This is a genomic window from Candidatus Omnitrophota bacterium, from assembly GCA_018830005.1.
Classification (GTDB): Bacteria; Omnitrophota; Gorgyraeia; order JAHJTE01; family JAHJTE01; genus JAHJTE01.
This window is the reverse complement of record JAHJTE010000003.1, coordinates 1-20,106: the sequence shown is the minus strand read 5'-3', so window position 1 is coordinate 20,106 and position 20,106 is coordinate 1. Positions and strand designations below refer to the sequence as shown.

Below are 20,106 nucleotides of genomic sequence, written 5' to 3'. Positions count from 1 at the left end.
GGTGATGGATATGAAAAAGCCAAAAATTTATATTATTGATGTGACTAATCGTGATGGCGTGCAGACTTCGCGCATATGTCTTTCTAAGCTGCAGAAGACAATGATTAATGTTTATCTGAATCAGATAGGAGTATTTCAGTCCGAATTCGGTTTTCCGGTTACAAATCATGAAAAGAATTATCTAAGTGCAAATTTAGAATTAGCATCTTCGCAGGTTCTATCTCCTATTCGGCTTAGCGGCTGGTTACGGGCAACGTCTTCTGATGTGAGGGCTGCGTTTGGCAATATCCCCAGATTGCGTTATGTTAATCTTTCTATTTCAACAAGTGATCAGATGATTATCCATAAGTTCAGGGGAAAACTTGACCATAAAGGCGTAATAACCGAGATGGTCAAATCAGTGAAGCTCGCAAAGCAATTAGGCGCTAAAAGTATCGGTGTTAATGCTGAGGATGCATCACGTTCCAATATAGACTATTTATTAGAATTTGCACAGGCGGCTAAGGCTGCAGGGGCGGAGCGCTTACGCTATTGTGATACGTTAGGTTGTGAATCGCCATTTACTATTTATGATAGAATAAAATTAATTGCAAACAGAGTTAAGATGCCAATCGAGGTACATTGTCACAATGATCTAGGAATGGTTATAGCTAATTCAGTTGCAGGAGCTATGGCAGCAATTGATGCTGGTGTTGACGCTTATATAAATACCTGTGTTAACGGCATGGGAGAGCGCGCTGGTAATGCTGACCTTGTGAGTATAATCTTAGCTATTAAATACGCTAACGGTATTTCAGGAAAATATGTCTTGGATGAGCGTATTAACTTAAAAATGGCTTGGAAGATTTGCACTTATACCTCTTATGCCTTAGGGGTTCCGATTCCTATAAATCAGCCGGGGATTGGGGCAAATGCCTTTGCGCATGAATCCGGAATTCATGCCGACGGCGCATTAAAAGACAGACGCAACTATGAATTGTTTGATTTTGAGGAATTGGGAAGAGGCGAGCCAGATATAGTTGAGACAGGCAGAAAAATCACCGCAGGAGAATACTCAGGCATCAAAGGATTCCGCAATGTCTACGAAAGACTAGAGATAAAATTCGAAAATGATAAAGAGGCAACAAAAATTCTGGAACTTGTTCGCTATGCCAATGTCCATAATCAAAAGCCGCTAACCGAAGATGAATTAAAATTTATCTCTAGTCATCCGAATATCGCTAAGAAGATATTTTCAATGAAACCGTAATTTAGTAAAGAATATATTTAGAAAATGTCCAACATTATAGTCTTGGGAATGCAATGGGGAGATGAGGGAAAGGGTAAGATAATCGATATCTTATCAGAACGCGTCGATATCATTGTTCGTTTTCAAGGCGGTAATAATGCCGGCCATACTGTAGTTGTAGATGGTAAGGAATTTATTTTTCATCTTGTTCCTTCCGGTATCCTCCATAGTGGCAAGATCTGCGTTATTGGAAACGGCGTTGTTGTAAATCCTCAAGTCCTCCTAGAGGAGATTTCCAGCCTGAAGAGCAGGGGGATTAAAGTCAAAAATAACCTGAAGATTTCCTTGCTTAGTCATCTGATCATGCCTTATCACAAGATACTTGATTCCTTGCGTGAACGTAACCGGACTCAGAAGATTGGTACGACTGGTCGCGGAATCGGGCCTTGCTATGTGGATAAATTTATGCGCTGCGGCATTCGTATGGGTGATTTATTAGAAAGAAAAATTTTTAAGGCTAAATTGAGAGATAATTTAAGAGAGAAAAACGAAATATTTAGAAAGGTATACGGACATAAGGGTTTTTCTTTTAAGGAAGTCTATGAAACTTACCTATCCTTTGGTCGTCAGATTCGTCCTTATCTTGTGGACTCTGTCTTGTTTTTAAACGAAGCAGTCAAAAATAAAAAGTCAATTCTTTTTGAAGGTGCCCAAGGCACATTTTTAGATATCGATTTTGGCACTTACCCTTTTGTTACAAGCAGTAGCACCACTTTAGGAGGTGCTACTACAGGAACAGGAGTTCCTTTTACTCAAACAAAAAGGATCCTAGGTGTTACCAAGGCCTATACGACTCGTGTAGGCGAAGGTCCGTTCCCTACAGAGTTTGGTAGGGATCTGCGCGATGAAATTCGAAGGAAAGGTAAAGAATATGGTGCAACAACTGGAAGACCAAGGCGCTGCGGTTGGTTAGACGCTCTTATGCTAAAATTAAGTGTACGCATAAACGGAATAACAGAACTTGCTGTTATGAAATTAGATGTTTTAGATACACTAGCCGAGATTAATATTTGCACAGGCTATAAATTTAAAGGTAAAGTCTTTAGAGAGATCCCCCAGGATTTGCAGGTATTTAATAAGGCTAAACCAATTTATGAGGCTTATAAAGGTTGGTTGGCTCTTACCACTTCCACGAAACAATATAATAAATTGCCACCTTTGGCCAAATCCTACCTCAGACGCATTGAAGAATTAACTAAAGTCCCTATCAAATTTATATCTGTAGGTTCCAAAAGAGAAGAGATTATATATAAATAACAGTCAATAAGGAGAAAGGATTAAAAAATGAGTTTAATTTTTCTTGCACCGGTCGGTTCTTTACTTGCTTTATTTGTAGCATTTGCCTTGATTGTCTGGATAATTAAGCAACCTGAAGGCAATAGCAAGATGATTGAGATTGCTGGATATGTGCGTCAAGGCGCCTATACTTACATAAAGCAGCAATACAAGATAGTTGGTATATTTTTCTTCATTGTTTTTTTCTTGTTGTTATTCTTGGTAAGCAAAGGTCATCTAGTTATCTTCGTTCCTTTTGCTTTCCTGTCAGGTGGATTTTTTTCAGGGCTTGCTGGCTTTATTGGATTATCTATTGCAGTTCGTGCTGGAAATCGCACTGCTAATGGCGCAATTAAGAGTCTTAATTCAGGCCTGCGAATTGCATTTAATTCTGGTGCAGTTATGGGTCTTGTTGTTGTTGGTTTAGGGCTCCTAGATTTATCTATATGGTATTTTTTTCTAGATTGGTTTTATTCAACCCATCCGATTCCTATTGGAACTGATAAGATAAGCGCAATTACATCTACAATGCTTTGTTTTGGAATGGGTGCAAGCAGCCAAGCACTTTTTGCCAGGGTGGGAGGAGGTATATTTACTAAGGCCGCTGATGTTGGCGCAGATTTAGTTGGTAAAATCGAGGCAGGCATTCCTGAAGATGATCCGAGAAATCCTGCAGTTATTGCAGATAACGTAGGCGACAATGTTGGTGATGTTGCCGGAATGGGGGCAGATCTTTATGAATCTTATGTTGGTTCAATTGTGGCAACAATGGCCTTAGCTGTAGCAGCTGGTTTGGGAGTAAAAGGAGTAGTTGTGCCCATGACTATGGCAGCCTGCGGCGTTATCGCCTCGATTATCGGTATATTTTTGGTAAAGACAAAAGAGGCAGCAGGCCAAGCAGTTTTATTAAACGCACTAAGGCGAGCAATCTTTATTACCGCTATTCTTATTGCGATTTTTTCTTACTTTATTATAACTAAAAGTTTAGGAAGAGAGTATCTGGGTGTATATTTTTCCGTAATCGTAGGGTTGCTGGTGGGTATATTCCTAGGCCTTTCTACTGAATATTTTACTTCCAGCCGCTATAAGCCTACTATCAAAGTTGCTAATGCTACTCTGACAGGCCCGGCAACAGTTATTATAGCAGGTATGTCTGTGGGAATGCTTTCTACCGCAATTCCAGTAATGCTCATTGTAGTTGGTATATTAAGTGCCTTTTATTTATCTGGAGGGGCCTGGAATTTTAGCCTAGGACTTTACGGCATTGGCATTGCAAGCGTAGGCATGCTTAGTACGTTGGGAATTACCTTAGCTACTGATGCCTATGGACCTGTGGCTGATAACGCTGGTGGAAATGCTCAGATGGCGTCTCTTGCACCAGAGGTGCGCAGACGCACTGATAGCTTGGATACTTTAGGCAATACTACAGCTGCGACTGGTAAGGGATTTGCTATAGGTTCAGCTGCACTTACTGCCCTTGCCTTAATTGTTGCCTATAAAGAACAGATAGAAATTCTAGGTGGGAAAATTGATCTTAGCCTTCTGAATCCTCGTCTTGTGTGTGGAATTTTTATTGGATCAATGCTTGCCTTTCTGTTCTGCTCTTTTACTATGAAGGCAGTGGGAAATGCTGCAGGAAAGATTGTGGTTGAAGTGCGCAGACAATTTAAACAGATAAAAGGAATTATGAGCGGCAAGGCGTGTGCTGATTACGACTCTTGTGTAAGGATAGCAACTATTGCAGCGCAGAAGGAGATGATCCTGCCGTCTCTTTTGGCAATTTGTGCTCCTATAATTGTTGGTTTACTACTGGGGCTTGAAGCTGAACTGGGACTATTGATGGGCGCATTAGCTTCTGGTTTCATTCTAGCGGTTATGATGGCTAATGCCGGCGGCACCTGGGATAACGCAAAAAAATTTATAGAGGAAGGCAATCTGGGCGGAAAAGGTTCACCTGCCCATAAGGCAGCAGTAGTAGGAGATACAATCGGAGATCCGTTTAAAGACACTTCCGGACCTTCGCTTAATATTTTGATAAAGCTTATGTCCATGGTTTCTATTGTATTTACGGCCTTTATTATAAAATACACTCTTTTCAAATAGCCGATAGCACTTTCATACAAAAAATTCCTACCCACACCGATTATATAAAATTTAAATATGACTATTTCTAGACAGGCTCCCGGGAAGACCTTATTATTAGAAGTCTTTTATTGTTTTTCTATTGTTTTAATCACTTCATTAATTTTACTCCTTTTATTAGCCCAGCATTTGAAACTTCCTTTTCTAGAAATAATTTTAATATTTTTTAAAAATCTACAAGTAGAGCGTTCCTATAATAGCTGTTATAGCAAACTAATCAACGATAGGCATCCTTATTTCTATCTCTATTTAATTATTAGTTTCTCCTCTTTAATAGCTATCCTTGCTAATTTTCGCTTTAAAAATTGTAAAAGAAAAGATAAAGAGTTGCTAGGTTCTTATTTAAACAGGCCATTTATAATTGCTATGATAGTTTTTATTTCTACAATAAGCGTTCAATCAATTCATAATATAAATAACTTCTTGAGCAAGGATATTAGATTCAGGTCTATGAGTTCTTTTGAAAAAAGATATTTTCTATTTGGTTCTGTTTATGCGTTTGCAATGCAATGCAGGCGATATTTACCTGGGATGCATGTTGCAGAATTTGACACAGATTTGAAATTAGATAGGGATCCTGGTATGACGACTCAAAGACGACTAGCTTATTTCCTATATCCCATTGATATAAGAGTACACCCACCTCATAAAGCCGTTGATGTCCATGTATTTTATCAAAAAGATAATGCAGGAGCCTTTGTTCCTGAGGGTGAGATTATAAGATACAAATTAGACGAGGAGAGCTTGTTAAGCTCAAGAGTTAAGGGGAACTGATGTCTCTTTTTGGAATAAAGATTTTTTTGGCATTAGTATTGCCTTTTATTTCGGGTTACTTACTATTTTGCTATGTATGTTCAGGGATAAAGATAAGCACAGCTGTGTCTCTTGCAGTTTCCTATGGTTTAGGTATGGCAATTTTAGCACATTGCATGCTTTTTTTGGCAGCTTTAGGCATACAATTTAATGTAATAAGTATAAATCTCGCAGTATTAATATTCTGCTTGTTTTTTTATATACTTATCAAAAATAAGCCGATTCGAGAATATACCTATTTCGATGATCGGATTCTAGAGTCAAATAAAGATAACAGTACAGGACTTTTTAATTTTTTAAAATGCATCTTTTTAGTTTTAGGACTCCTTTATGTATCCTACGGCATATTTTACATATTATTCCGAAGCTTGACGCTGCCCATATATGCCTGGGATTCTATTGCCACAGCTGCCTTTAATGCCAAGGTATTTTATTACGAGCGATCCTTAGATAATCTAGCATATGTTCCCCATGCTTCTTTCCCGCTTCAAATTCCATTTTCTTTAACCTGGCTTGCAATTAATATTGGCCAATGGAACGACCAATATTTAAAGATAATCTTCCCTTTGACATTTGTTTCTTTCCTAACCGTATTTTATCATTTTCTTAAGTCTTATACTGATAAGAAGTGGGCTCTTTTAGGTTGTCTTTTGCTTTTTTCTTCGGATTTATTGCTTGAACATGCGACAGTTTCAATGAGAGATTTATCCATGCTTTATTACAATTGTTTATGTTTAATGTTTTTACTCATATGGAATGATCGTAAGCAAGATGGCTATTTGATTTTGGCATCTTTGTGTTCAGGGTTTGGGACCTTTCTAAAGTTAGAGGGTTTAGCATATCTTATCATCCACACAATCTTATTGATATTTATTCTTATACATAAAAAATTCAATGTTTTTAAAGAAGCATTTTCTAAACTTATTAAATTTGTAATTCCCAGCTTTGGAATTTATTCTCTTTATGCTGGGTATAAGTTATTAGCCAATATAGGTGTTAATGAGAAGTGGCAATTTGATTTTAAGTTAGCTTCTTTTGCCCGACTCCCGACGATATTAATAAGGTTTATAGAGGAAGTTTTTCTGACTTCTAATTGGAATATAATCTGGTTTATTCTTCTCTTAGGAATTATAATACAATTAAAAAAAGTAAGGCAAAATTTTACTATTCAGATACTACTTCTAAGTTTAGCTTTATTTTTTGGTTTACATTTTTCAGTTGCGTTATTTACAAAAAATTTTAATGATATCTTAGAAGTATTTACTCTCTCCAGGCTCATTTTACATTTCTTTCCATTGGCCGTCATTCTTATTATATTGTTAAATTTTCCAGGAAAGATTCAACATAAGGCGTTAGCAGGGTAATTAAATGTCAATCAGAAACTCTCATAGGGAAAAGATAGATATCTCAATTGTAATTCCAGCTAAAAATGAAGCTAAACGCTTGCCACGTTTTCTAATGGCAGTTTTTGATTATTGCAATAAGAGTTCAAAAAAATATGAGATAATCGTAGTGGATGACGGCAGTACGGATGAGACTTATGAGGAGGCACTAGAGCTAAAGAAGCTATATCTTAGTCTGCAAGTCCCATCCTTAAAGCGCAATAGAGGTAAAGGCTTTGCAGTAAAATATGGAATTCTTAGGGCCAGAGGAGACATTGTTTTATTTATTGATGCTGATGGTTCAACCCTTCCTGATGAAATCGAAAGTAATATCCGCTATTTCCAGGAGGGCTACGATATTATTATTGGTTCCCGGAACATTAAAGGTAAAAAGCAATTAATAAAGGCAAGGATTCACCGCCGGCTTATGGGAAAGATATTTAACTTTTGTGTACATAGATTTCTCTTAAAGGAGATAGGAGATACCCAATGTGGCTTTAAAATGTTTAGGCAAGAAATCATAAAACCCTTGTTTTCTCAAGTCAAAATTTACGGATTTGGTTTTGATATGGAAGTTCTTTACCTAGCAAATAAACTTGGATACAAAATCAAAGAAGTGCCTATAAGATGGAGGCATGTCAGAGGTTCGAAGGTCAATGTCCTGACAGATTCCCTTAGAATGTTTTTTAATATCTTTCAAATTAGAATTTGGCATGGCAAATAGTTAATCATTATAGCTTACAGCCAAGTCTAGAGATCGCAACTTTTTCAATTGATTATAGATACAATTATAATTGACAAGACTTGATAAATTAGCTATTATAGATAGACGCACATGAGTTGTGCGTGAAGATGAGGTATAGTTAAAAAAGGAGGAGCGAGATGATAAAGATAAGAGGCATTATTATTGTTTTTACTGTATTATTTATAGCTTTTGCAACTACTGGTTGCACCTTGATTTTTCAAAAAGGTAGGCGCTCTGATGTAGAGAAGATTGGAGAACTAGAGAGTAAGCTTGAAGATTTAGAAAGAGCAAGGGCTGCTTTAAGAAAGAGCCTTTCAAAAGAGATTAAAGATAAAGGAGTAAAGTTAGAAATGGCTGAACGTGGATTGGTAGTAACGTTTCTAGCTGAGATTCTCTTTGATTCAGGTAAGGCCAAAATTAAGAAAGACGCTATGCCTATACTGGATAAGGTTGCTGATGTTGTAAATGAGGTTGTGCCTGATTTAGATGTAGGCGTGGAAGGCCATACTGATAACCAGCCGATAAAACATTCTCGCTGGCAGTCTAACTGGGAGTTATCTACCTCAAGAGCTACCAGCGTTGTTCATTATCTTATTGATAAAAAAGGTATAGCGCCTCAGAGGCTGGCTGCAATTGGTTACGGAGAATATAGGCCGGTAGATACCAACGAGACTAAAGAAGGAAAGCGTAAAAATAGACGCGTTGAAATAGTAATTTTACCTGAAATTTCTAAATCAGAAAAGGCTAGTCCGAAGAAGCCTGCTCTAAATCTGAAGTAGATTTTTGTATAGAAGCAAATTCAGAAGGGTTAAAATTATGAGCTAGTATTGTTACTAGATTTTTTAATACGCTCTGTACCAATTCTTTGGGGGATATCTAATCCCCCGTTTTGTTAAGTGAGACAGCATTAATATGAAGAGCCTTAATCTGAAATCAATACCTCAGCATGTGGCCATAATTATGGATGGTAATGGTCGTTGGGCCAAGATGCGTAATCTACCGCGCTCTGAAGGCCACAGAAAGGGCGTAGCAAGAGTCAGGGAAATAGTCAGGGAGGCAGCAAGGCTTAAAATAAAAGTCCTTACTCTTTTTGCATTCTCTACAGAAAATTGGAAACGGCCAAAGAAAGAACTCGGGCTATTGATGCAGCTTTTAAAGATGCTCTTGGTTAAGGAGATAAAGAATTTTAATGAGAATAACATTCGCTTTGAATGCATAGGCAGAATTAAAGAATTTCCTACCGTGCTCCTGAAGGCAATTGAAGAGGCAAGAGAAAAAACCAAAAAGAACACAGGAATGATATTAAATCTGGCCTTAAATTATGGATCGCGCACGGAGATAGTTGATGCTGTGAATAAAATTATTCATGATAAGATCAGTCATAAGTTAAAGGCAGGTTCCATTGACGAGCCGATGTTTGAGAGATACCTTTATAGTGCAGGATTACCTGATCCTGATTTGCTTATCCGTACAAGCGGCGAACAAAGGATTAGCAATTTCTTGCTTTGGCAGATTTCTTACAGTGAACTTTACTTTAGTCAGAAGCCCTGGCCTGATTTTACTCAAAAAGATTTTATCAACGCGCTTTGCGCTTATCAAGAACGTTCAAGAAGGTTCGGGGGAATCTAGATCTATCTAGATAATCTCGATTTATCTAAAATCAATATTTTTATATGCAAATTACAAAAAGAATCTTTAGTACTTTAGCGCTTGTTGTCCTGACCGTTATAGCTATTCGTATATCATGGCTATTTGCCATAGTTGTGACTACCTTAATCGCCTTAGCCTTAAATGAATTTTTTAAAATGGTAGAGACAAAAGGGGTAAAGGTCTTTCGTTATTTTGGCATCTTAATCGGAATCGTCATCCCTATATCGATTTTCTTTAAGTTTGAGTTGACAAAAAGTTGGGAATTATTATTTATTACACTTGCCTTTATCTGTTTATTCCTTTTGCAATTAAGCCGCAAAGAAGCAACGACTTCAGTTGTTTCTCTTTCAGTTACTTTATTTGGTATTCTTTATGTTTCCTGGTTATTCAGCTTTATGATAAAGTTGTATTTTCTGCCGCATGGTCCAGCCCTTGTGGGCATGCTTATTCTTACAGTAAAGGCAGGAGATATAGGTGCTTATTTAGTAGGTTCTCGTTTTGGAAGGCATGCACTTATCTTGCGCATTAGTCCTAAAAAGACAGTTGAAGGGGCATTGGCTGGCCTTGGTTTCAATATCGTCTTTTGCCTTTTGAGTAAACTAATGCTGCCAATGTTTAGTTTTTGGCATCTTGCTTTTCTTGCTGTGTTTATTGGCGTTCTATCTCTGTTTGGAGATCTTTCAGAGTCTTTAATCAAGCGCGATTGTGGCATTAAGGATGCAAGTAGTGCTTTGCCGGGATTAGGCGGTGTATTGGATGTTATAGATAGTCTTATATTCACAACCCCTGCGATTTATTTTTACATGAGCGTTATGTTTAAATAGAGTTTGGTCCTTAATCTCTTAAAAAAATCACTCTAATCACAAAATATTTATTTTAATGAAACGTATAGTCATTCTGGGCTCGACAGGTAGTATCGGAAGAAGCACTTTAGAAGTTATTAAGAGTTTTCCAAGAGACTTTTCTGTTGTAGGTCTTTCTGCTGGTAGTAATGTTGAACTTTTGGCTTCCCAGGCCAGAAGATTCAAGGTCCCGGTCCTGGCTTGTGCAGATTATAATCTAGTAAAGGCGCTTAAAATAAAAGTTCCTTCTAAAACAAAGGTTATTGCAGGCATAGAGGGCATCCAGCAGCTAGCAAGCTTGAAAAATGCTGATATTATACTTGTTGCAACAAGCGGATTCAGCGCTTTATATCCGTTGCTGGCAGCGATTAAAGCGGGCAAGCAGATTGCATTAGCTAATAAAGAGGCGTTGGTAAGCGCTGGTTCTATTATTAAGAGGGAAATTCAACGGCATAAGGCTACTTTAGTTCCGATTGATAGTGAACAGTGCGCCATCTTTCAGTGTCTAGCCAAGGAAGATAATCTAGGAATCTTAAAATCAATAATTTTGACAGCAAGCGGGGGGCCGCTTTATTTTAAAAGAAAGGATTTTAGGAAGGTAGATAAAAAAGATGTTTTAAGTCATCCGCGCTGGTCAATGGGCAAAAAGATTAGCGTGGATTCAGCTACGTTGATGAATAAGGGACTAGAGGTGATTGAGGCAAAATGGTTATTTGGTGTTGATGTCGCCAAAATTAAGGTCTTGATTCATCCTCAGGCAGCAGTGCATTCTATGGTTGAGTTTATTGATGGTTCGATTTTAGCACAGCTATCAATTACTGACATGAGAATCCCGATACAGTTTGCACTCTCGTATCCAGAGCGTCTTAAGTCACCTTTGCCTAGTCTTGATTTTCATAAGATAAAGAATTTAGATTTTTCACAACCTGATATGAAGCGTTTTCCTTGTTTGTCTTTAGCATATCAGGCAGCTAGAATGAAGCAAAGTGCAGGCACTGTATTAAATGCAGCCAACGAAGAGGCAGTAGCAGCATTCTTGCGTTCAGAATTAAACTTTGCAAGTATTCCCAAGGTTGTAGAAAAGGCACTCAAAAGTCATAAGGGGACCAATTCTTTAAGATTAGAGGATATTGAGAATATTGATTTCTCTACCCGCAAACGCAGCCGTGAATTTATAAAGAAAATATATTGAAAGGAAGATAGGCCATGTTGATTTTTCTTGCTGTATTGAGTGTATTGATTATTGTTCACGAATTTGGTCATTTTATTGTTGCAAGATGCCTCGGCATACGCGTAGAAAGATTCTCTTTGGGGTTTGGTCCCAAATTATTTAGCATAAAGGGAAAACAGACAGAATATGTAATCTGCCTTATTCCTCTTGGCGGCTATGTAAAGATGGCTGGAGATAGCCGCGAGAGTTACAGCGGGAAACGCTATGAATTTCTCGCACGTCCTCTAAAAGACAGGGCAAAGGTAATAATTACAGGGCCATTGTTTAATTACCTCATGTCCTTCTTTTGTTTTTGGTGTATTTTCTTTATCGGCTTTCCTGTTTTAACTACAAGCGTGGGTGGATTATTAGAGGATATGCCGGCAAAACATGCCGGCATACAAATTGGCGATATTATTACTTCTATCGATGGGAAGGATACCCAATATTGGGAGGATGTAGCTTCGATTATCCATGATAAAGAAGAAGGCGAGGTAGTTAATTTAGGAATAGTTCGGGATGGAGAAGAAATTAATCTAACAGTAGGGCCTGAATTTAAGAAAACAAAAAATTTATTGGGCGAAGAAGTAACTATTGCGCTTATTGGAATAAGTCCTTCGGAAGAGACTGTAAAAGTAAGTTACGGATTATTTCCTGCATTGGCTAAAGGAACAGAGAGATTATTTGACATAACCTCTTTGACGCTTCAGGCATTATCTAGGATGCTTCTGGGTAGCCTCTCATTAAGGGAGTCAGTCACAGGCCCCTTGGGAATATTCTTTGCCACAAATAAGGCCTTCGAATTTGGGCCAGCTGCACTACTGCATGTAGTTGCTGTTTTAGGAGTAAGTTTAGCAATTTTTAATCTCCTGCCCATACCGCTTTTAGACGGAGGACATCTTTTATTTCTACTTATCGAGCGCATAAGGAAAAAGCCGCTCTCAGATAAAACCGAAGAGTTGTTAAATAGAGCAAGTTTGGCCCTTTTGCTTGTTCTGGTCGCATTTGTTTTCTATAACGATTTAATTAGATATAAAGTGATAGAGAAGATAGTTGAGTTCTTCTCTTTCTTGTGAGACTATGGCAATAAAAAGAAGAAAGACAAAGGTTATTAAAATAGGTAACGTCTCTATTGGTTGGCATTATCCGATTGCAGTCCAGTCAATGGCAAAAACACATACTAAGAATATTTCAAGGACCCTAAAGCAGATAAAGTCAGCACAAGAGGAAGGAGTTCATTTAATAAGAGTAGCTGTGAAGGATAAGCAAGATGCTCATGCCATAGGAGAGATAAGGGCTAATATTGATATACCCCTGATTGCTGATATACATTTTGATTACAGGTTGGCTCTTTTGGCAATTGCCTCAGGCGCAGATAAGATTCGTCTTAATCCGGGAAATATCTACAAAGAAAAAGAAATATCTCAAATAGCATCTAGTGCTAAGGAGAGGGGTATTCCGATTAGGGTGGGTGTAAATTCCGGTTCTTTATCCAGAGGCAGCGCTAAAGGAGCGAGCGGTTTAGTTAAATCAGCGTTAAACTTTGTTAAGATGTTAGAGAAATTGAAGTTTTATGATATCGTTATTTCTTTAAAATCTTCAAATCTGCTGGAAACTGTTGAGGCGAATCGCCAGATAGCCTCAAAGGTTAACTATCCTTTGCATCTTGGCGTTACAGCCACGGGTCTAGCTGAGGTTGGATATATAAAATCTGCAATCTGTTTAGGTATGTTGCTTGCAGATGGTATTGGTGATACAATTAGAATATCCTTAACTGCAGATCCGGCTCAAGAAGTAAGGGCGGCTAAGAGAATTCTAGCTGCCTTAGATATCGGGAATGCAATTGATGTAATTGCCTGTCCAACCTGCGGCCGCTGTGAAGTAGATTTGATTCATATTGTGAAGGATTTAGAAAAAGAGATTAAGACATTTAGTCCATCTTTAGATGTAGGGCAGGAGCCTTTGAGGGTTGCCCTAATGGGCTGCGTAGTAAATGGCCCGGGTGAAGCTAAATGCGCTGATTTAGGTCTAGCCTTTGGCAGGGATTACGGTCTTTTTTTTAAGAAAGGTAAACCAGTAAAAAAGGTACAGCAGGATAAGGCGGCAAAGTTTCTTATCGCTGAAATTAAAAAATGCTATCTAAAATCCGGAGGCAATGATGCTTGAGAAATTAAGGATAAGGATTAGAAAATCTTTGATTTCGAATAAGGATATCCTCTTTAAGAAAGATGAAATAAGAAAAGATCAATTGCGTAAGACAGTGGAGAATATTATTAAGGATGCCGCAAGTTATGAACGCGTTAAGTTAGACGCAGACGCAAAAGAAAAATTATTAGAAGAGGTCTTAAGCGAGTTAATCAGCCTAGGACCGCTTGAGGTCTTAATGGAAGATTCGCAAGTTAGCGAGATAATGGTTAACGGTCCTAGTAGGGTCTACGCTGAGAAGAATGGTTCGATGATTTTGACGGATGTTAAATTCCGCGATGAGAATCAGCTGATGCATACAATAGAGAAATTAATCGCACCCTCTGGACGCCGCATTGATGAATCATCGCCCTACGTAGATTTTGCCCTTCCGGATGGTTCACGCGTAAATATTATTATTCCACCACTTTCTCTAGAAGGACCGGTAATAACTATTCGTAAATTTTCTCCTGAGATTGCCAGGATCGAGGATCTATTGCGTCTTAATACGCTCGACAAACGCATGGCAGATTTTCTCGTTGCCGCAATTAAAGCAAAATTGAACATTATGTTCTCCGGAGCTACCGGCGTAGGAAAGACGACAACCTTGAATGTGTTATCTTCCTATATTTCTAAAAAAGAAAGAATAATTAGTATTGAGGATACTGCAGAGTTACATCTCCTGCAGGAACATGTGGTAAGACTTGAGGCAAAACAAGCAAACATAGAAGGAAGAGGCGAAGTACAGATAAGAGATCTTTTTAGAAACTCTTTACGTATGCGTCCTGACAGGATTATCCTAGGAGAGATTAGGGGCACAGAGGCCTTGGATTTAATCCAGGCTATTTCCAGTGGTCATGCCGGAAGCCTAGCCGTTATTCACGCAAATAGTCCCTCAGATTGTATCTATAGAATGGAAATGATGATCTTGATGAGCGGTTTAGCTCTTCCTGCTTGGGTAGTAAGGAAGAATATCGCTAATGCCATAGATATTATTGTACAGCTGGAGCAGTTTGATGATGGAAGTCGTAAAATCACATCAATTACTGAGGTAGAGGATGCTGTAGGTAAAGAAGAGATAGAGCTTGTAGACATTTTTGTTTTTGATCATCAAGGTTATGATGAAAAAGGAAAGGTCTTAGGTTCTCATAAGGCACTTGGTAAATTACCAAAATCGTTAGAGAAATTTAAATTGCTTAAAATTAATTTAGCGCCGGATAGCTTTAAGGAATAACTTCCGTCTCTGGCGGATTTCGCTAGATTATTAAATTAAGGTGCTCAACATGCGTATGTCTAATGCATTTATTCCTACTTTAAGAGCCTTATCCCAGGAGGCGGATTCAGTAAGCCATATCTTAATGCTCCGGGCTGGTTTAATTCGTATGCTAACCGCTGGTGTATATGTCTATTTGCCTTGTGGTTGGCGAGTCTTGAAGAAAATCGAAGATATTATTCGCGATGAGTTAGATAGAGTTGGAGCTCAGGAATTGCTACTTTCAGCACTGCAACCCATAGATCTATGGAAGATGACTGGAAGGGATAAAGAGCTGGGCCAGACACTTATCAGCTTTAAGGATAGGAAGGGTCGTAGGCTTTGTCTGGGGCCAACCCACGAAGAAGTGATTACAGATTTAGTAAAGAATAACCTTTCTTCTTACCGGCAGATGCCTTTAATGCTTTATCAGATTCAGACTAAATTTCGTGATGAACTGCGTCCGCGGGCTGGTTTGATGCGTAGTTGTGAATTTATTATGAAAGATGCTTATAGCTTTGATGCTGACGAGCAGTCTCTAGATAGAAATTATGAGATTATTTGTGAAACTTACAAGAGGATATTTTCCCGCTGTGGTCTGGATTCAATTATGATAGAAGCTGATCCTGGTATTATTGGTGGTAATCTTTCACATGAATTTATGGTCTTATCTGAAAGCGGAGAAGATAAAATATTAGCTTGCCCCAAATGCGAGAAGGCCTTTGCTTATAAAGAAGAAAATGATTTAACCTGTCCGAAATGCAGTCAAGCCCTTAATGTTAAGGGCGCTATTGAAATAGGGCATACTTTTAAACTTGGTACAAAATATTCTAAAGTGCAGAATGCAACATTTCAGGATGATGAAGGTAAGCGGCGTCCTATCCTTATGGGTTGTTATGGTATTGGCGTTAGCCGCCTCTTGCCAGCAATAATTGATCAGCACCACGATGAGAAGGGGATAATTTGGCCCAAGGATGTCTCTCCATATGAGGTTGCGATAATAGTCATCGAAACTAAACCTAAGGCAGCGGAGTTAGCCAATAAGATACATTCATATATTGAATCTTTAGGTAAATCTGTTCTTTTAGACGAAAGAGATATAAGCGCAGGTGTAAAATTTAATGATCTTGATTTAATCGGCATACCACTTCGGATAATTATCGGCAAGGATTGGTTTAAAAATAAAACCATAGAGATATCTTATAGAGACGATAAGGCAAAAACAATTAAGCTGGAAGAAACACAGTTGTTAACAAAGTTAAAACAGCTTCTTAAATAATTAGCCTTTTATGGAAATTAGCGAGCAAGTAAAGCAGGAAATAGAAGATATTGCCTCTAAAGCTGGGTATGTAATATTTGATTTGAAGCTTATCAATACGCATCCATTAGCAACTTTAAGAGTATTAATTGATAGTCCTTCCGGAGGCATTACTATTAAAGAGTGCGCTGATATTAACAGTAAGTTAAGAGATTCATTCCAGACTCAAGATTCTTCGCAGGAACAATATACAATAGAGGTTTTTTCTCCTGGAATGGATTGGCCATTAAAAGAGAAGCGCGATTTCAAGCGTATAGTCGGCAGTAAGGTGCGTTTGTTTTTAAAAGAAAAACAGCAGGATAGATTCGAATTAGAAGGCGTCTTAAATGAAGTTGGAGAAGATTCATTAATTTTGCAAGTTGGCCAGGAGGGCCTGAAAATAAATCTTTGTAATATTGATAGAGCTAAAGAGAAATATTAAAGAGGTGCTAAACAGATGAATGGAGAAATATTAGCGGTTTTAGAACATATTGAGCGCGAAAAGGGAATTAATAAAGAGATTCTGATTGCTGCTGTAGAGGCTGCTTTAGTTAGCGCAGCCAGGAAGGCAATTGGCATAACTGTTAGTCCGGAAGAGGAAATCAAGGTAAAATTAGATCCTAAATCAGGCAAGATAACAGTTTTTGCTGGTAAGGAAAAAATAGATTCTGATAAATTTGGCAGGATTGCTGCTCAGACTGCTAAACAAGTCATTATCCAAAAGATTCGTGAAGCAGAAAAGGATGTTGTTTTTGAAGAGTTCCATAGTAAGGTAGGTACAATCCTTAGTGGTACTGTTTATCGCTTTGATAAGGGCAATATTATTGTAGATTTATTAGGTAAGGCTGAAGGGTTGTTGCCAAAAATTGAACAGTCGCCTAAGGAAGAATTCAGACAAGGTGAACGCATCTGTGCCTATCTATTGGATGTAAGGAGAGAATCAAAGGGGCCACAGATAGTACTTTCCCGTAGCCATCCCAATCTGGTGCGTAAACTCTTTGCGCTAGAAGTGCCTGAGATATACGAAGGCATAGTTGAGATCAAGGCGATTTCTCGCCAGGCAGGAGAAAGGACAAAGATCTCGGTTTGGAGTAAAGATGAAAGGGTAGATTCTGTAGGTGCATGCGTAGGTATGCGTGGTAACCGTGTTAAAAACATTGTTACAGAACTACATGGCGAGAAAATTGATATTGTGCGTTGGTCGCCTGATGCTGAAAGTTATATTTCTGCTGCGTTAAGCCCAGCCCAGATAAGTCAGTTGAAGCTTGATAAGGAAAATAAGAGAGTAAGCGTTATTGTTGAGGAAGATCAGCTATCTTTAGCAATCGGCAAACACGGACAGAATGTCCGTCTTGCAAGTAGGCTAACTGGCTGGAATATAGATATAAGATCAAAGCAGATGCTGGAAGCGGCAGAGAAACCAAAAGAGGAGGAGAAGCCTAAGCCAGCCGCCAAGAAAAAGGTTGCAGGAGATATTATTTCGCTTAAGGGTGTAGGTGAAAAATTAGCTAGCTCTCTTGTTGATGCTGGATTTGAAACTTTAGAGGAAATCGCTAAGGCAAGTATTAAAAAATTAAGTGAGATTAAAGGGTTAGGCAAGAAAAAGGCAGAAGGCCTGATTAAAGAAGCGAAGGAACTTACTAAAAAGAATACCAAGACTTAATTTTTATCAAAAAAATATTATGAAAATTCGTGAATTAGCTAAAGAGCTTAAAGTTACAACTGCTGTAGTGCTTGAGACCTTAAAGTCTTTGGGGGCTGATGTTAAAGGGCCTACGGGCGTTATTGATGATAGCCTTATTAAACGTCTGCGTTCGAAATTAAAGGCTATTGCTAAGCCTAAATCCTCAAAAACAGCTGCTGGAAAAAAGAAGGTTGTCAAAATCAAAAAGACTGAAATAAAAAAGAAGAAACAGGCAAAAGGGCTAGCCAAAAAGCTGGCCACAAAGAAGAGGGCGCGTACACCTTCTAAAACAGTAGCTAAGACAGCGACTGAGGTTTCTAAAATAGTAGTAGAGGAGGTCGCAAAAAAACCTGTAGGCGTTGCCAAAGAAAAGCCGGCAATTAAGCCTAAAAAAGAAGAGAAAAAATTACCCCAGATTCAAGTTGATTTTCCTGTAAATGTAAAGGAGTTATCTGTAAGATTGTCTGAGAAATCATCAAGTCTGATTAAAAAATTGATGGAGCGCAAGATTTTTGTAAATCTTAATCAGTCATTAGATGATGAGTTAGCAAAGGATTTGGTGCGCGGCTTTGGTTATGAGTTGAAATCTTCACCAACACAAGAGGAGAAGCTGCTTGCTAGACATTCTCTTGAATCTAAGGCCGATTTAAAACAGCGTCACCCTGTTGTTACTTTTATGGGCCACGTTGACCATGGCAAGACTTCCATACTTGATTATATCCGAAGATCAAAACTGGCAGACAGAGAGCATGGAGGGATAACACAACATATCGGCTCTTATGAGGTTATTCTGGAAAATGGTAAGATTACTTTTCTTGACACGCCTGGGCATGAGGCGTTTACAGCCATGCGTGCCAGAGGTGCAACTGTAACTGATATAGTTGTTTTAGTAGTGGCTGCTGACGATGGCGTTATGCCTCAGACGATTGAGGCAATAAATCATGCAAAGGCAGCAGGCGTACCTATTATTGTGGCAATAAATAAGATAGATAAGGCGCAAGAGAATGTTAATGTGGTAAAGGGACAGCTCTCAAAGTATGATTTAGCCTCAGAGGATTTGGGAGGAAGGACTGTAACAGTGCTACTTTCAGCAAAAACAGGCCAGGGTATAGATCAGCTTCTGGAGATGATATTGTTAGAAGCTGAGATGTTAGAATTAAAGGCTAACTTTTCAAAATCAGCAAACGGCGTTGTTATTGAAGCAAATTTAAGTAAGGGTCGTGGCGTAGAAGTAATTATTCTCATCCAGGAAGGTTGTTTGCACTTAGGAGATATTGTATTAGTGGGTGAGCATTTTGGAAAGGCAAAGGCTATGTTTGACAGCTTGGGAAAAGCAACTAGTCAAGCAGGACCATCGGATGCTGTTAAATTACTGGGCTTATCCGGTGTGCCTCAAGCAGGAGAAAGGTTTTATGTTGTTGACGATGAAGTAGAGGCCAGGGAGATAGTATTAAAACGCAAAGAGCTTAAGCAGAGGCAGAAAACAGCGGTTCGTGCTCATATTACTTTGGAGGATTTACATCAGAGGATACAAGAAGGCAAGGTTAAAGAGTTAAATATAGTATTAAAGGCAGATGTTCAAGGCTCTCTTGAGGCGCTTAAAGACTCTTTAACTCAATTGGGCACTGAAGAGGTGAAGATTAGTCTAATACATTCTGGGGCAGGCGCTATTAATTCCTCAGATGTTATCCTTGCGGCAGCCAGTGATGCTGTGGTTATTGGTTTTCACGTTGAGGCAGACATACAGGCCAAGGAGATAGCAAAAAGAGAAGGAGTAGAAATAAGGACCTATAGAATTATATATGAGGCAATAAGAGAGTTGAAAGCGGCATTAGAAGGACTGCTAGAGCCTAAGATTAAAAGGAAATTTTTAGGCAGGATATTAATTAAGAAGGTATTTGATCTTACAAAGGCAGGCAAGGTAGCAGGCTGTATTGTCCAAAAGGGAAAGATACATCGCAATAATAAAGTAACGCTTTTAAGGGGTAATGAGAAGTTGTTTGAGGGAAAGATCTCTAATCTAAAACGATTTAAAGACGATGCCAGAGAGATTACTGAGGGTATGGAATGCGGTATCACGCTAAGTGGGTTTAATGCTATGGCTGAAGGCGATATTATTGAGGCATTTGAAGAAGAGAAAATAGCGCGCAAACTTTGATAGGCAGATAATAAATCTAGGTTAATTTGATAGAAGAAGAATGAAAAAACTAATTATCTATTTTATTCCTTTAGTATTATGTGTTGCCTCTTTCGGGACCGTCTTTGCCCAAGATATTACTATTTCTACTAATACTACCTGGGAATCTGGCACTTATACCTACGGTAATGTCTTAATAACTAAT

At 38.5% G+C, this 20,106-nt stretch carries 17 protein-coding genes; all 17 read left to right on the top strand.

Going from position 1 to position 20,106, the window contains the following annotated elements:
• The first annotated feature begins 10 nt into the window (after positions 1-10).
• A complete protein-coding gene (locus KJ593_06670; GenBank protein ID MBU2541567.1) occupies positions 11-1,249 on the top strand; it encodes a homocitrate synthase in 1,239 nt (412 codons plus the stop codon).
• Between the two features lie 24 nt (positions 1,250-1,273).
• Entirely contained in the window at positions 1,274-2,545 is a 1,272-nt protein-coding gene (locus tag KJ593_06665; protein ID MBU2541566.1) for an adenylosuccinate synthase, read from the top strand.
• A 27-nt stretch (positions 2,546-2,572) separates the two neighbouring features.
• The gene (locus KJ593_06660; protein ID MBU2541565.1) at positions 2,573-4,666 is read left to right on the top strand and encodes a sodium-translocating pyrophosphatase; all 2,094 of its coding nucleotides are present in this window, start codon (positions 2,573-2,575) and stop codon (positions 4,664-4,666) included.
• Positions 4,667-4,723: 57 nt separating this feature from the next.
• A complete protein-coding gene (locus KJ593_06655) occupies positions 4,724-5,479 on the top strand; it encodes a hypothetical protein (GenBank protein ID MBU2541564.1) in 756 nt (251 codons plus the stop codon).
• Positions 5,479-6,882, top strand: a complete 1,404-nt coding sequence (locus KJ593_06650) for a hypothetical protein (GenBank protein ID MBU2541563.1) — start codon at positions 5,479-5,481, stop codon at positions 6,880-6,882. The genes KJ593_06655 and KJ593_06650 overlap by 1 nt, the downstream gene beginning before the upstream one ends.
• A gap of 4 nt (positions 6,883-6,886) precedes the next feature.
• The gene (locus KJ593_06645) at positions 6,887-7,624 is read left to right on the top strand and encodes a glycosyltransferase family 2 protein (protein ID MBU2541562.1); all 738 of its coding nucleotides are present in this window, start codon (positions 6,887-6,889) and stop codon (positions 7,622-7,624) included.
• Between the two features lie 158 nt (positions 7,625-7,782).
• Complete coding sequence (locus KJ593_06640) at positions 7,783-8,424, top strand: OmpA family protein (GenBank protein ID MBU2541561.1); 642 nt, start codon at positions 7,783-7,785, stop codon at positions 8,422-8,424.
• Positions 8,425-8,557: 133 nt separating this feature from the next.
• The gene (locus tag KJ593_06635) at positions 8,558-9,274 is read left to right on the top strand and encodes an isoprenyl transferase (protein MBU2541560.1); all 717 of its coding nucleotides are present in this window, start codon (positions 8,558-8,560) and stop codon (positions 9,272-9,274) included.
• A gap of 44 nt (positions 9,275-9,318) precedes the next feature.
• Positions 9,319-10,119 carry a phosphatidate cytidylyltransferase gene (locus KJ593_06630; GenBank protein MBU2541559.1) on the top strand — a complete coding sequence of 267 codons (801 nt, stop codon included), beginning with the start codon at positions 9,319-9,321 and terminating at the stop codon, positions 10,117-10,119.
• A gap of 55 nt (positions 10,120-10,174) precedes the next feature.
• The gene (locus tag KJ593_06625; GenBank protein MBU2541558.1) at positions 10,175-11,329 is read left to right on the top strand and encodes a 1-deoxy-D-xylulose-5-phosphate reductoisomerase; all 1,155 of its coding nucleotides are present in this window, start codon (positions 10,175-10,177) and stop codon (positions 11,327-11,329) included.
• A 14-nt stretch (positions 11,330-11,343) separates the two neighbouring features.
• Positions 11,344-12,423, top strand: coding sequence for an RIP metalloprotease RseP (gene rseP / locus KJ593_06620; GenBank protein MBU2541557.1), 1,080 nt, complete (start codon positions 11,344-11,346; stop codon positions 12,421-12,423).
• Positions 12,424-12,427: 4 nt separating this feature from the next.
• Positions 12,428-13,513: a flavodoxin-dependent (E)-4-hydroxy-3-methylbut-2-enyl-diphosphate synthase gene (gene ispG / locus KJ593_06615; GenBank protein MBU2541556.1), complete on the top strand. Its 1,086-nt coding sequence runs from the start codon at positions 12,428-12,430 to the stop codon at positions 13,511-13,513.
• Positions 13,503-14,765 carry a CpaF family protein gene (locus tag KJ593_06610; GenBank protein ID MBU2541555.1) on the top strand — a complete coding sequence of 421 codons (1,263 nt, stop codon included), beginning with the start codon at positions 13,503-13,505 and terminating at the stop codon, positions 14,763-14,765. The genes ispG and KJ593_06610 overlap by 11 nt, the downstream gene beginning before the upstream one ends.
• Before the next feature lie 49 nt (positions 14,766-14,814).
• The gene (gene proS, locus KJ593_06605) at positions 14,815-16,062 is read left to right on the top strand and encodes a proline--tRNA ligase (protein MBU2541554.1); all 1,248 of its coding nucleotides are present in this window, start codon (positions 14,815-14,817) and stop codon (positions 16,060-16,062) included.
• A 10-nt stretch (positions 16,063-16,072) separates the two neighbouring features.
• Positions 16,073-16,522, top strand: coding sequence for a hypothetical protein (locus KJ593_06600; protein MBU2541553.1), 450 nt, complete (start codon positions 16,073-16,075; stop codon positions 16,520-16,522).
• 15 nt (positions 16,523-16,537) lie between these two features.
• Complete coding sequence (nusA, locus tag KJ593_06595) at positions 16,538-17,743, top strand: transcription termination factor NusA (protein MBU2541552.1); 1,206 nt, start codon at positions 16,538-16,540, stop codon at positions 17,741-17,743.
• A 19-nt stretch (positions 17,744-17,762) separates the two neighbouring features.
• Positions 17,763-19,922 (top strand): translation initiation factor IF-2, encoded by a 2,160-nt coding sequence (gene infB, locus KJ593_06590; protein ID MBU2541551.1) that lies wholly within the window; start codon positions 17,763-17,765, stop codon positions 19,920-19,922.
• Positions 19,923-20,106 lie beyond the last annotated feature (184 nt).

Bases quoted from the DNA above. Each gene is read 5' to 3' on its own strand.
- KJ593_06670 (MBU2541567.1), top strand. From the start codon at position 11: ATGAAAAAGCCAAAAATTTATATTATTGATGTGACTAATCGTGATGGC.
- KJ593_06610 (MBU2541555.1), top strand. From the start codon at position 13,503: ATGATGCTTGAGAAATTAAGGATAAGGATTAGAAAATCTTTGATTTCG.
- KJ593_06600 (MBU2541553.1), top strand. From the start codon at position 16,073: ATGGAAATTAGCGAGCAAGTAAAGCAGGAAATAGAAGATATTGCCTCT.
- ispG (MBU2541556.1), top strand. From the start codon at position 12,428: ATGGCAATAAAAAGAAGAAAGACAAAGGTTATTAAAATAGGTAACGTC.
- infB (MBU2541551.1), top strand. From the start codon at position 17,763: ATGAAAATTCGTGAATTAGCTAAAGAGCTTAAAGTTACAACTGCTGTA.
- KJ593_06640 (MBU2541561.1), top strand. From the start codon at position 7,783: ATGATAAAGATAAGAGGCATTATTATTGTTTTTACTGTATTATTTATA.
- KJ593_06665 (MBU2541566.1), top strand. From the start codon at position 1,274: ATGTCCAACATTATAGTCTTGGGAATGCAATGGGGAGATGAGGGAAAG.
- KJ593_06650 (MBU2541563.1), top strand. From the start codon at position 5,479: ATGTCTCTTTTTGGAATAAAGATTTTTTTGGCATTAGTATTGCCTTTT.
- rseP (MBU2541557.1), top strand. From the start codon at position 11,344: ATGTTGATTTTTCTTGCTGTATTGAGTGTATTGATTATTGTTCACGAA.
- KJ593_06625 (MBU2541558.1), top strand. From the start codon at position 10,175: ATGAAACGTATAGTCATTCTGGGCTCGACAGGTAGTATCGGAAGAAGC.
- KJ593_06660 (MBU2541565.1), top strand. From the start codon at position 2,573: ATGAGTTTAATTTTTCTTGCACCGGTCGGTTCTTTACTTGCTTTATTT.
- KJ593_06655 (MBU2541564.1), top strand. From the start codon at position 4,724: ATGACTATTTCTAGACAGGCTCCCGGGAAGACCTTATTATTAGAAGTC.
- proS (MBU2541554.1), top strand. From the start codon at position 14,815: ATGCGTATGTCTAATGCATTTATTCCTACTTTAAGAGCCTTATCCCAG.
- KJ593_06645 (MBU2541562.1), top strand. From the start codon at position 6,887: ATGTCAATCAGAAACTCTCATAGGGAAAAGATAGATATCTCAATTGTA.
- KJ593_06630 (MBU2541559.1), top strand. From the start codon at position 9,319: ATGCAAATTACAAAAAGAATCTTTAGTACTTTAGCGCTTGTTGTCCTG.
- KJ593_06635 (MBU2541560.1), top strand. From the start codon at position 8,558: ATGAAGAGCCTTAATCTGAAATCAATACCTCAGCATGTGGCCATAATT.
- nusA (MBU2541552.1), top strand. From the start codon at position 16,538: ATGAATGGAGAAATATTAGCGGTTTTAGAACATATTGAGCGCGAAAAG.